Raw genomic sequence first — 12,347 nt, forward strand, 5'->3', positions numbered from 1 at the left:
GCACAGGAAAATATAAATCTCTGATTTTCAAACAATAGATCTGAAAAGATCTAACAAAACAGGAAATTATCCTTTACAAGGATCCTGTTTCGGCACTATCTTCTGATTCGGGCCGCCACATCGGCCAACGTCGCTCGGACGGTTCCGGGCGCTTACGTACTCAGAGGAAGCCATGGCCAACCCAGGTTCGCCGCGCCGCTTTGCGCGCATCGATCGTCTCCCCCCCTACGTCTTCAACATCACCGCCGAGCTCAAGATGGCTGCCCGCCGTCGTGGCGAGGACATCATCGACCTGAGCATGGGCAACCCCGATGGCGCCACCCCGCCGCACATCGTCGAGAAGCTGGTACAGGTCGCCCAGCGTGAAGACACCCACGGCTACTCCACCTCTCGCGGCATCCCGCGCCTGCGCCGAGCAATCTCCAACTGGTACAAGGACCGCTACGAGGTCGACATCGACCCGGAAAGCGAAGCCATCGTCACCATCGGCTCGAAAGAGGGCTTGGCCCACCTGATGCTGGCCACCCTCGACCAGGGCGACACGGTGCTGGTGCCCAACCCCAGCTACCCGATCCACATCTACGGCGCAGTGATTGCCGGTGCCCAGGTGCGTTCGGTGCCGCTGGTGCCGGGAGTGGACTTCTTCAACGAGCTTGAGCGGGCCATTCGCGAGTCCATCCCCAAGCCGAAGATGATGATCCTGGGCTTCCCGTCCAACCCGACCGCCCAGTGCGTGGAGCTGGACTTCTTCGAGCGCGTGGTGGCCCTGGCCAAGCAGTACAACGTACTGGTGGTGCATGACCTGGCCTATGCCGATATCGTCTACGACGGCTGGAAAGCCCCGTCGATCATGCAGGTGCCGGGTGCCAAGGACATTGCGGTGGAGTTCTTCACCCTCTCCAAGAGCTACAACATGGCCGGCTGGCGCATCGGCTTCATGGTCGGCAACCCCGAGTTGGTCAGCGCCCTGGCGCGGATCAAGAGCTACCACGACTATGGCACCTTCACCCCGCTACAGGTCGCAGCCATTGCCGCGTTGGAAGGCGATCAACAGTGCGTGCGCGACATTGCCGAGCAGTATCGCCAGCGCCGTAACCTGCTGGTCAAAGGGCTGCACGAACTGGGCTGGATGGTCGAGAACCCCAAGGCGTCGATGTACGTGTGGGCGAAGATCCCGCCGGAGTATGCGCACCTGGGGTCGCTGGAGTTCTCCAAGAAGCTGCTGGCCGAGGCCAAGGTCTGCGTGTCGCCGGGGATCGGTTTCGGTGACTATGGGGACGACCATGTGCGCTTTGCGTTGATCGAGAACCAAGACCGTATTCGCCAGGCCATCCGCGGGATCCGGCAAATGTTCCGGGCTGATGGTTTGGCTCGCAAGTAAGCCCATTGGGGCTGCGAAGCAGCCCCAACTGCCTCTTGGGTGAGCTTTCCGCCTGCCTGCGGGTTACCCCTACGCCTACCTTCAGCACTCATTTCTCACCAAAGAGATACCCCATGAGTGTCTTCACCGCCTACTTCTGCGGCACTGGCTCGCACCGTTTCGACGACGCCAATCCCAACTTCTGGAATGGCGAGCTGGTCTCGACCCTGGCCAGCAACGACCAGAGCCGGGAATTTGCCCACTGGATCGCCGTCGACGGCCCAGGCAGCGGCAACCTTCAGGATGACAACCTGTTCGTCGAACCCGGCGGCTATTTCAACTGGACCGGCCAGCTGTTTGGCCGCGGCTGGGAGGAGAACGTCAACCATGTGCTGCAGGTCATCAAAGGTGAAAGCAGCTGGCGGCGCACCAAACTCAGTGAGCAAGAATACGAGCGGCTGAAAGCTGCCGGCGTGCCGATTCCGGATGTGTCTTCCTCCGCCTCATGGTTCTGGCGAACCTACGACTACGGCGATCGCCACCCAACCCCGCAGGAACTGCAGGAGCGCATCATCAGCATGTTCCGCAAGCCGCGCCTGCCAACCCAGGTCAACCTGGTGGGCTGGAGCAGGGGAGGGATCAGCTGCCACATGCTGGCCAATGCCATGGCGCAAGACCCTGTATTGCGGGGCATACCGGTGAACATATTTGCCATCGACCCGGTGCCTGGCGTCGGTAACGTACAGGGCGAGCGCGTAACCTTGGCGGATAACGTCAAAGAGTACGTAGGCTTCTACTCAAGGGATGAGCGTTCCAAAGGATTTGCCTGCGTGATCCCTTCGGTCGCCAAAGGGACAAGGATATGCGTTTATCCGATGCCGGGTCGCCATGCCACGCTGGTGGGCAATGCCTCGGCTGATGGCGCAGGCGATGGCAAGGTGCTGGCTGAACCTGGGCTGATCGTTCGCCACTTTGCCGAGGTTTGCCTGACCCGCTGGGGCGTGCACCTGGACAAACGTCTGGCCTTGAGCAGCAGCCAGTTGATGAAGTATCACCAGGTCATGGCGGCCGCCGACAGGCAGTATCAGGCCATGCGCAGTAAGTCTTACACGGTACTCACCGAGGGCGATGAGAACGATCGTCTGGTGCATTGTGGTGAGGCGCATACTCAATTCAGCAAGGTGCAGGGAGGTGGCTACGAGCCGAGCGCAGGCCTGGGTTTGCAACGCTGGGATGCTGAAACTTACCAGCCCATCTGCTAACTGAAAGGGGGGCGGCCGGCAAAGGCTCTGGTCGTCCTTGTTCAGCAGCCGGATCAGCGGCATTTTTTTTTGCAGTCCCCCTCTATCCAGCGGCCCCTGCTTGGATTAAAAATGGCGCCGCGGGCCAGCCCCGATAACAACAACCTTCCCTCCGTGACATCATGTCTGAATATAACCCTTGCCTTGACTGCGGCGCCTGCTGCGGGTACTTCCGTGTGTCCTTCTTCTGGGGCGAATGCCAGTCTGCCGGGGGCGTTGTGCCGGACGACCTGGTGGTGCAGATCAACCCCACCCGCGTTGCCATGATCGGCACCGATGCCAAGCCTTGCCGCTGTGTCAGCCTTCAGGGCGAGATCGGAAAGGAAGTGGCCTGTACCATTTACGCCAACCGTTCCAGCCCGTGCCGCGAGTTTGATGCGTCGTGGGAGGGTGGGGTGCATAACCCGAGCTGTGATGATGCGCGGGCGGCGTATGGTTTGCCGCCGCTGACCCCGCCAGAGGCCAACGAGCCGCATTGGCCGGATGATGGGGCTGAGGTGGCCTGAGCGTATTCCGTTAGCCTGTGCCCGCCCTATGTCGGCTAGCCAGCCGACAGGTACTGCACAGAGCACAGGTATTGTGGGGACGCTGTGTGGAGCTGGTTGGCCGGTGATAGGGCCATCAGGTTGCAGACAGACACATGAAATTGAATGGTCAGTATCTATATGTGTGTAAAGGCTCGCAAGTTCCTGTTACCGGTAATGGAACGGCCGGATGGTGGCCCGGGTCGGTTCGGGTAATCGGATATCTGCTTGTGCGGTTTGGGCGCTAGCGGGCAACGGAGCGATATTCTCTTTGGCGTCCCTCCGAAACTCTTGGCTTTCGGCAACAATACGGCGCAGGGCATTGATCACGCTTTGCTCAGAAGCAGAGTGCTGCTCCATCAACGTCTTGTAGTGTGTGGCTTGCTGTGAGTTTTGCTTAGCAGCTTGCAGATGCTGCGTTACTGATGCATCAGTTGTTGAAGCGTGGGCTGCCGTGATGGATTCCTGCATGGCCCGACGGAATCGTAGGTATTTTCTAGACGCATCGTATTTAAGCCTATTGAATCGTTGCGCTAACTGGGAAGTGTTCTCAGCGTTTCGCTCAAAGATTTCAAGCGTAACGCGAGTCGGGTTGCCTGAATGGGTGGGGGGGCGATTCGCGTTCGCGTTGATTCGCTTCAACGGTTTCCGATGCTGACCGGTGGGGTCGCTGAAATTTATGGGGTCGCCAGAGCAGTAACAGTAACAATTCACTCCCCCTTGCAAGAAGGGGCTTTGTAAATCAGGTGAGTAAAATCTCATTATTGTCGGGCTGAAGGCGCGATGGCCGTTACCAAGCGAATATAGCCCGGTTAGCTTATCGAGGTATTCTCCGTTGAAAAAGAGCATGGTTGAAACTTGCAGCGCGTACGAGGTAAATCCGTAGGGACTGTAATTCATTGGATGCTCCCGCTGCAGGTTTAAATCGATTAATTGCTTGATACGGTATGAGTTCCCAAAACTGGTCCTCTTAAAAAAAGAATGCAACTGGCATTTCTATCAGGTTTCGGTGTGACCAGACCCTGCTCCGGTTGACTTCTGGACGAGCAATGGTGAAACGAGCGGATGCTTCAGTGCGTTACTTGACGTTAAACTGTCATCTCCCCAGCAATGGACAGGAGATCCGGCGTGACCCCACCCCGCAGTTTCCCCAGTGACCTCTGCCTCGACAGCCCACGCCTGCAACTGCGCCCCATGCGCCATGCCGATGCCGCGCAGTGGCTGGCGATCATGGCCGACCCCGAGGTCATGCGCTATTGGCACCATGCACCCTGGCAAGACCTGGCTGAAGCCGAGAGCGCCCTGGCCGCCGACCGCGAAGCCTATGCCAATGGCGACCAACTCAAGCTCGGCATGTACCGCCGCGACAACGGCGAACTGATCGGCATGGTCCAGATGTTCAACATCGACGACATTTCCCGCCGTGGCGAAATAGGCTACTGCCTGGCCAGCGCCGTGCAGGGCAGGGGCTACATGGACGAGGCTCTGACCTGCTTCATCGACTACCTCGCCCACACCCTGCACATGCGCCGCCTGGAAGGCGAAATCGATCCGCGCAACCAAGGCTCGGCACGCACCCTTGAGCGGCAGGGCTTCGTGCTGGAGGGCACCTTGCGGGCGCGATGGTGCGTGGCGGGTGAGCTGTCCGACTCTGGCATTTACGGCTTGTTGCTCGAACCACCTGTTGCATAGTCTTACGGCGAATAGCTACTATTCGGGAACAATTCTCACTTGTGTCCCGGTGCCCCATGCCCGTAGCCGACTCACCGAGCCCGTACCCGCTTGAACAGCTGTACAGCGAGCACCATGGCTGGCTTTTCAGCTGGCTACGTCGCAAGCTGCGTTGTTCGCACAGCGCAGCCGACCTGGCCCAGGACACCTTCGTGCGCATCCTGGCCTCGCGTGATGCCTTGCTGGGTATGCGCGAGCCACGCGCCTACCTCAGTACCACTGCACGCCGCCTGTTGATCGACCGGGTGCGCCGACAGCAAATCGAAGAGGCCTACCTCAGCGAACTTGCCTTGGCTGCCGAGGCCCTGGAGGGGCACCAATCTCCCGAAAGCGTCCTCATCACCCTCGAAGCGCTGGAGCAGATCGCTTTCCTGCTGGAAGGCCTGCACGTGAATGCTCGCGAGGCCTTCGTCGGTTACTACCTGGACGACCTGACCCAGCCTCAGATTGCCAAACGCCTGCAGATTTCCCCACGCATGGTGCGCAAGTACCTGGCCCAGGCCCTGATCCATTGCCACCGCACGCTGGACATTGCCGAACCGTGAATCCCTCGCGTATCGAACAGGAAGCTGCCGAATGGGCCCTGTGCCTGGGCGAGGGTGAACTGGATGCCGACGAGGCGCGCGAGTTCGACGCCTGGCTGCAGGCCGACCCACGCCACGGCGCCACCTTGCGCCGCATGCAAGGGGTGATCAGCCAGGTGCAGGCACTGCGCGAGCAACGCGGACCGGTGGGCGCCGGGCTGCGCGCCGGCGCACAGGTTTCGGCTTCAGGCTCGGGTGCACGGCGCACTTTGCTCGGTTTGGCCCTGGCAATCTCCTTGCTGGGCACACTGAGCCTTTCCGGTGGAGCGCCGCGCGACTGGCTGGCCGACTTGCATACCGCGCCGGCGGAGTGGCGCAGCCAAACCTTGGAAGATGGCTCGCAGCTGACCTTGGCGGGCAACTCTGCCGTGGATGTCGAGTTCAGCACTGGCGAGCGGCGCATCCGCCTGCTGCATGGCCAGGTGCTGGTAGATGTCAGCCATGACCCGACGCGACCCTTCGTGATACAGACCGACGAAGGCAGCTTCAAGGCTCTGGGGACGCGCTTCGTGGTCAGCCAAGGCCACGCTCGCAGCGAGCTGACCATGCTTGAGTCCCGGGTCGAGGCGCGCACTGCCGTGTCCGGCGATCAGTTGGTCGTCGGCCCGGGCGAGCGGGCATGGGTGGCGCGTGACGGGCTTGGCCCGTTGCCGGCCATCGAACCGGCGCGGGTCGATCGAGCCTGGCAGCATCACCAGTTGGTGGCCGACGGCGTACCGCTCGACCAGGTGCTCGATGCCTTGGCTGAGCAACGCCGTGGCGTGCTGCGCTTCGACCGCCAGGCAATGCAGGCGATCAGGGTGTCGGCGGTATTGCCTCTGGATGACAGCGAAAGGGCCCTGCGCCTGCTGGCCGAGGCGCTGCCGATTCGTATCGGCGGCGTTGGCCGCTGGTGGACCACGGTCGAACCCGTCTCACGAGAAAATTGATCCAGGTGGTTCCGCTTCTGCGAAGTGGCCCGTCAGACAAGAGGCCAACCGATCAAGAACAAGGAGCCGATCCACCATGCGCCGATCCACCATGCGCCGATTCCCTGGCCACCCCGTCCTCAGCCCGCTAGCCCTGGCCTTGCGCCTTTCCTGTGCCGGGCTGGCCCTATCCGTTGCGGCCCTGCCAGCCGTCGCCGAGGAGGCTGCCCGCCGTAGCTTCGAAGTGCCTGCTGGCAACCTCGCCCAGGCGCTTGGCAGCTATGCCCAGCAAGCCGCCGTGTCGCTGGCCTTTACCCCTGAAGCACTGGCCGGCCTGCAAAGCAACGGCCTGCATGGCCTGTATTCGGTGGACAGCGGTTTTGCCGTGTTGCTGGCCGGCAGTGGCTACCGGGTAGAGCGTAGCGATAACGGCTACCGGCTGGTGGCCGAGCCGCAAGCGGCGGTGAGCAGTGAGGCGATGGAACTTGGCGTGACCACAGTAGCCGGGCAGGGCATGGGCCAGAGTACCGAGAACACCGGCTCCTACGCACCGGGCCTGATCAGCGTTGGCTCCAAGACCCCGACCAGCCTGCGCCAGACGCCGCAATCGGTGTCGACCGTGACCCGCCAGCTGATTGAAGACCAGCAACTGACCGACATCAACCAGGCGATGAAAGTGACGCCGGGCATCGTCACCCAGAGCACCACCTTCCGCACCCAGGACTTCATCTCGCGTGGTTTCAGTATCCAGAACCTGCAGATCGACGGCGCTGCACCGCAGGCGCTGGGCACCGCCATGGGTTCGTTCTATTCGTCGAACATCTTCGAACTGGCCGAGTTCGACCATATCGAGGTACTGCGCGGTACTGCTGCGTTGTATGGTGGCTCGGGTGACCCGGGTGGCATCATCAACATGGTGCGCAAGCGGCCGACTTCCTTTAACCAGCTGAAGCTGACCCTGTCGGCCGGTAGCTGGGACAACTATCGCCAGGAGTTCGACCTGTCCGGCCCGCTGGGCTGGGATGGCCGCCTGCGCGGCCGCCTGGTGATGTCCAACACCGATCGCCAGTATTTCACCGACAACCGCGCCACCGAGCGGCCGTTGGTGTATGGCGTGCTGGAGGCGGACGTTACGGACGACACCATGCTCACCTTCGGTGCTCGCTACAACAAGTCCCACGAAACCGGCAGCAACAGCGCGGTGCCGCGCTACAGCAATGGTGCTGACCTGAACCTGCCACGGCATACCGGCCTGACCAAGAATTGGGCCTACCTCGACGCCACCGCGCGCGAGTACTTCGCCAAGGTGGACCACCGATTCAACGACGACTGGAAGCTCAACCTCAGCTACACCAACACTTGGGACCTTGGGCTGTTCAAGACGGCGACCACCTTGAATGCAGTAGACCCGGTAACCAATACCGGGGCGACCTGGTACGGCACCTCGACCCGCCAGGAGAACGAGCAGCATCTGTATGACGGTAACGTCTCTGGCCATTTCCAGGCCTTTGGTCTGGACCATGAAGTGGTCTTCGGTGCCGACTACCAGAAGATCGACAGCCGGTGGCTGGGCACTGCGCCTTATGCCGCCTCGGGCGCGCCGGCCAACGTATTCGACCCCGACAGCTCAGCGTTCGACGACCCCGGCAACGGGCGTGACTACAAGCGCGACTACAGCCCCAACTCGCAACGCCAGTACGGCCTGTACGGCAGCCTGCGTTTGCAGCTGGCTGAACCCCTGCACCTGATTGTCGGGGCGCGTGCACAGCGTTTCCACTTTTGGCAGACCTACACCAACAACCTGACCTCGCCAGCAAGTATCTCCAGCCCGGAGCAGCGTATAGGCACGAAGGTCACCCCGTTCGGTGGCCTGGTCTACGACCTTGACGATCAATGGTCGACATACGTCAGCTATTCGGAAATCTACAAACCGCAGTCCAGCCGAATCAGCGGCCCTGCGCAAAGCGGTTCGCCGCTTGAGCCCATGACCGGCAAAACCTACGAAACCGGCCTCAAGGGTGAGTTGTTCAACGGCGCACTCAACGCCAGCGTGGCGCTGTACTACAGCACCCGCGAAAACGAAGCGGTGCAAGACCCGAACTTCCTGGCCACCAACGCCGGCTTCTCGGGCAGCTGCTGCTATGTGTCCAACGGTAAGGTGGTGAGCAAGGGCATCGACATGGAGCTGTCTGGCGAGCTGCTGCCGGACTGGATGCTGGTGGGGGGCTACACCTTCAACCTGAACCGCAACCGCAGCGCCGATGCACCGCTGAGCACGGTGATGCCAAAGCACCTGTTCAAGCTGTACAGCACCTACCGGCTGCCGGGTATCCTCAGCGACTTCAAGGTCGGCGGCGGCGTGCAGGTGCAAAGCGCCACGTACATGAGCGGTACAGTGAATCGCTACGACAGCAGCGGCGCGCTGGTTGAGCGAAACGTACCGTTCGACTTCGACCAGAGCGGCTATGCGATCTGGAACGCGTTGGTCGAATACCGTGTCGATGATCACTGGAACGTCACGCTCAACGGCAACAACCTGTTCGACAAGAAGTACTACGAAACCGTGGGTACTTCGACCTATGGCAACTACTATGGTGAACCACGCAACTTCATGGTGACCCTGCGCGGCACCTATTGAGGGTTTGGAAGCGGGGCAGGGCCTGGGTTAAGGTCGTAGGCTGTCCCGTTTCTCTCAGGAATCCCCTTTGCCCGCTTTCTACCTGAGTATCAGCCTGCTGCTGTATTTGCTCGCCCTGTTCTTCGATGGCGCGCTGATGAGCGGCGAGCGTCATATGCCGGCCCTGCAGATGCTGCTGTACGGGCCATGGGGCATGCCGTTCGGCTTGTACCAATGGTTTGCCAACCCGCTGCTGGCCCTGGCCATCCTGGCACATCGGCGGTTTCGCCGGCTGGCCTTGCTGGCCGGGCTTGGGGCGGCGTATCTGGCTGCCAGCAGTTTTGGCATCGACCGCTTGCCGGATAACAGCAGCTATGAATTTCATGACCTTACCGGCTTTGGTGCTGGCTTCTACCTGTGGCTGGTCGCGATGGTGGTGTTTTGCCTGGGGCAAGCCTGGTTTTGCTGGAAGGCGCGAAGGGCTGACGACGTGCCAGGCTGGAACTGGCTTGATGTCGCCTTGATTGCCGCCCTGGGGGTAACGTTGTATGCAGCGACGCAAATGCCCTCGCTGCGCTTCGAGCCAGGCAAGGTGCTGATGCCCCCGGAGCAGCCGCAGACGCTTTGATACCCACAAGGAGGGTTAGCATGATCAAGCATTACCTGGCAGGCCTGGCACTGGCTTGCGTGCTACCGGTAGCGATGGCGGACGATTACACGGCGGCCTACGGGCAGTGCATGGACAAGGCCTCCAGCACCGTGGCCATGAACGCGTGCATCGGGGCCGAAACGCAAGTGCAGGACCAGCGGTTGAACCGGGTGTACAAGCAGTTGATGGGCAAGCTGGATGCCGGGCAGCAGAAGAGCCTGCGGGATGTGCAGCGAAAGTGGCTGGCCTACCGTGATGGCAATTGCCAGTTCCATGTACAGGCCAGTGGCGGGACCCTGGCGCAGCTGGAAGGTGGCACCTGCATCATGGACATGACCCGCGACCGCGCTGCGGAGCTGGAGCGGGTGCTTAGCCCTGGGCAGTAGCGCCTGTTCAGGCATGATTGGCCCACATTTGCAGGCGCAGGTTCATCCGCGAACACCGGCTTTGCCGGTGTCATGCACCGCGTTGCCTTCTTCGCGGGTGAACCCGCTCCTACAGGGCACTGCATGGTGCTGGTTCTATTTACGCGGTTCGCGCAGCGCCCGGGCCTTGAGGTACTCGCGCACTTCCACGGCATCCCCGGCAAACTCGATGCGCTCGGCCTTGGCTGCGCGCTGGTAGGCATACATCGGGTCGTAGTACTCGTTCAGCAAGCCTTCGATCCAGCCCCGGTGCAGGTCTACTGCGCCGCTGCGCTGCTGCTCTTGCAGGGCTTCGCGCAGCATCTCGGACAAGCGCTGATGGCGCTCTCCACCTAAACGCTTGTAGATGTTGGCCATGCTCTGCAGCATGCGCTCGGCAAACAGCCGGGGACCGTCTTCCTCGCCATGCACGGCCTTGAACTCGGCGCTCAGGTTGACCACGTAGTCGCGCAGGATGCGCTCCACGCGGTTGGTGAAGCTGTCTTCAAGCCATACCAGCGGGTAATGCTGCATGCCTTGGTACAACTCCAGCGGCACCGTGCAGCTGCCGACAATGCGGCCTTCATCTTCCAGTACGAACTGCCCGATACCGCGGGCGCGCTTTTTCAGCACGTCGATTGCCAGCTGGTTTTCAAAGTCGATCTGCGCCGGTTGTGCCGTGGCGCGCTTGCCGAAACTGGAGCCGCGATGGTTGGCGTGGCCTTCAAGGTCGAGCACGTTGTCCAGCTGGTGCAGGACATCGGTCTTGCCGGTACCGGTCAGTCCACCGACCAGCACGAAATCACATTGCTCCACCGCTTGCTGGGTAGTCTCCAGCAGAAAGGTACGCATGGCCTTGTAGCCGCCTTTGACACGCGGGTACTGAATGCCCGCCTCATCGCGCAGCCAGCCCTGCACGATCTGCGATCGCAGGCCGCCACGGAAACAGTACAGGTAACCGTCTGGGTGGGCCTTGGCAAACGCTGCCCAGGCCTCCAGGCGAGCCTGCTTGGTGGCGCCACTGACCAGCTGGTGGCCCAGGGCGATAGCGGCGGCCTGGCCCTGCTGCTTGTAGCAGGTGCCGACCTTCTGCCGCTCCTGGTCGTTCATCAGCGGCAGGTTTACCACGCCAGGGAAGGCGCCTTTGGCGAATTCGACGGGGGCGCGCATGTCCATCATCGGCACGTCGTCTAGGAACAGCTGACGGAAGTCGGTGCAGTCGGGGCGCATCAGATCACCTCGACCGCATGGCTCTGTCGCTCGACCAGCTTGCCGATCGGGGACAGTTTCAGGCCCAGTTCGGCAGCCACAGCGAGGAACTCGGCTTCACCCTCCGGGGCAACAGCAACCAGCAAGCCACCGCTGGTCTGCGGATCGCACAGCAGGTGCTTCTGGTCGTCGCTGAGGGCGCCGATCTTGTGCCCGTAGCTGTCGTAGTTGCGCAGGGTTCCACCGGGGATGCAGCCTTCGGCCAGGTAGTGGTCGACGCTAGGCAGGCGTGGCACGGCGGCGTAGTTCAGGTGTGCGGTGAGGCCGCTGCCTTCGGCCAGCTCGACCAGGTGGCCGAGCAGGCCGAAGCCGGTGACGTCGGTCATGGCCTTGACCCCGTCCAGCTTGCCGAAGCGGCTGCCCGGCGTATTGAGGGTGCACATCCAGTCACGGGCCAGGCCTTGGTCTTGCACTCGCAGCTTGGCCTTCTTTTCGGCAGTGGTGAGGATGCCGATGCCCAGGGGCTTGGTCAGGTACAGCTGGCAGCCCGCGCTGGCAGTGTCGTTGCGTTTGAGGTGGCGTTTATTGACCACGCCGGTGACGGCCAGGCCAAAGATCGGCTCAGGCGCGTCGATCGAGTGGCCGCCGGCCAGCGGGATACCCGCTTCGGCACACACTGCGCGGCCGCCGCGGATGACTTCGCGGGCGACTTCCGGCGGCAGCACGTTGACCGGCCAGCCGAGGATGGCAATGGCCATCAGCGGGTCGCCGCCCATGGCATAGATGTCGCTGATGGCGTTGGTGGCGGCAATGCGGCCGAAGTCGTAAGGGTCATCGACGATCGGCATGAAGAAGTCGGTGGTCGAAACCACGCCGCGCTCGTCGTCCAGCGCGTACACTGCTGCATCGTCGCGCGAGGCATTGCCGACCCACAGTTTCGGGTCCAGGGCCTGGGTGCCGCTTTCGGCGAGGATCACGTCCAGCACCTTGGGGGAGATCTTGCAGCCACAGCCGGCGCCATGGCTGTACTGGGTCAGGCGAATCGGCTCGCTCATATGCA

The 12,347-nt window shown here is 61.7% G+C and carries 12 protein-coding genes; 9 read left to right on the forward strand and 3 right to left on the reverse strand.

Features of this window, described 5'->3' with window-relative positions; all coding sequences use genetic code 11:
• The first annotated feature begins 172 nt into the window (after positions 1-172).
• The 3 genes from alaC to ACF8FG_RS15925 all read left to right on the forward strand — a co-directional run bounded on the left by alaC (position 173) and on the right by ACF8FG_RS15925 (position 3,167).
• Positions 173-1,381, forward strand: a complete 1,209-nt coding sequence (gene alaC / locus ACF8FG_RS15915; RefSeq protein WP_004576357.1) for an alanine transaminase — start codon at positions 173-175, stop codon at positions 1,379-1,381.
• Between the two features lie 113 nt (positions 1,382-1,494).
• Positions 1,495-2,622, forward strand: a complete 1,128-nt coding sequence (locus ACF8FG_RS15920) for a hypothetical protein (RefSeq protein WP_014589729.1) — start codon at positions 1,495-1,497, stop codon at positions 2,620-2,622.
• A 161-nt stretch (positions 2,623-2,783) separates the two neighbouring features.
• Complete coding sequence (locus ACF8FG_RS15925) at positions 2,784-3,167, forward strand: YkgJ family cysteine cluster protein (protein WP_003248590.1); 384 nt, start codon at positions 2,784-2,786, stop codon at positions 3,165-3,167.
• A 186-nt stretch (positions 3,168-3,353) separates the two neighbouring features.
• Here ACF8FG_RS15925 and ACF8FG_RS15930 read toward each other — a convergent pair whose 3' ends face one another.
• Positions 3,354-4,085, reverse strand: a complete 732-nt coding sequence (locus tag ACF8FG_RS15930) for an RHS repeat-associated core domain-containing protein (protein ID WP_318075625.1) — start codon at positions 4,083-4,085, stop codon at positions 3,354-3,356.
• 228 nt (positions 4,086-4,313) lie between these two features.
• Between ACF8FG_RS15930 and ACF8FG_RS15935 the strand changes: the two genes are divergently transcribed.
• The 6 genes from ACF8FG_RS15935 to ACF8FG_RS15960 all read left to right on the forward strand — a co-directional run bounded on the left by ACF8FG_RS15935 (position 4,314) and on the right by ACF8FG_RS15960 (position 10,060).
• Positions 4,314-4,877 (forward strand): GNAT family N-acetyltransferase, encoded by a 564-nt coding sequence (locus ACF8FG_RS15935; protein ID WP_014589731.1) that lies wholly within the window; start codon positions 4,314-4,316, stop codon positions 4,875-4,877.
• 56 nt (positions 4,878-4,933) lie between these two features.
• Positions 4,934-5,461, forward strand: coding sequence for a sigma-70 family RNA polymerase sigma factor (locus ACF8FG_RS15940; RefSeq protein ID WP_014589732.1), 528 nt, complete (start codon positions 4,934-4,936; stop codon positions 5,459-5,461).
• Positions 5,458-6,429, forward strand: coding sequence for a FecR domain-containing protein (locus tag ACF8FG_RS15945; protein ID WP_014589733.1), 972 nt, complete (start codon positions 5,458-5,460; stop codon positions 6,427-6,429). The genes ACF8FG_RS15940 and ACF8FG_RS15945 overlap by 4 nt, the downstream gene beginning before the upstream one ends.
• Positions 6,430-6,520: 91 nt before the next feature.
• On the forward strand, positions 6,521-9,046 hold the full coding sequence (locus ACF8FG_RS15950; RefSeq protein WP_014589734.1) for a TonB-dependent receptor: 2,526 nt from the start codon (positions 6,521-6,523) through the stop codon (positions 9,044-9,046).
• Between the two features lie 67 nt (positions 9,047-9,113).
• Positions 9,114-9,653: a hypothetical protein gene (locus ACF8FG_RS15955; RefSeq protein WP_014589735.1), complete on the forward strand. Its 540-nt coding sequence runs from the start codon at positions 9,114-9,116 to the stop codon at positions 9,651-9,653.
• Between the two features lie 20 nt (positions 9,654-9,673).
• Positions 9,674-10,060 (forward strand): lysozyme inhibitor LprI family protein, encoded by a 387-nt coding sequence (locus ACF8FG_RS15960; protein WP_019438901.1) that lies wholly within the window; start codon positions 9,674-9,676, stop codon positions 10,058-10,060.
• A 135-nt stretch (positions 10,061-10,195) separates the two neighbouring features.
• Here ACF8FG_RS15960 and mnmH read toward each other — a convergent pair whose 3' ends face one another.
• Together mnmH and selD are read right to left on the reverse strand one after the other, a co-directional pair.
• Entirely contained in the window at positions 10,196-11,308 is a 1,113-nt protein-coding gene (mnmH, locus tag ACF8FG_RS15965; RefSeq protein ID WP_019438900.1) for a tRNA 2-selenouridine(34) synthase MnmH, read from the reverse strand.
• Positions 11,308-12,342, reverse strand: coding sequence for a selenide, water dikinase SelD (selD, locus tag ACF8FG_RS15970; protein ID WP_014589738.1), 1,035 nt, complete (start codon positions 12,340-12,342; stop codon positions 11,308-11,310). Before selD ends, mnmH begins: the two co-directional genes overlap by 1 nt.
• Positions 12,343-12,347 lie beyond the last annotated feature (5 nt).

Source organism: Pseudomonas sp. YQ_6, assembly GCF_043103245.1.
Lineage (GTDB): Bacteria > Pseudomonadota > Gammaproteobacteria > Pseudomonadales > Pseudomonadaceae > Aquipseudomonas > Aquipseudomonas alloputida.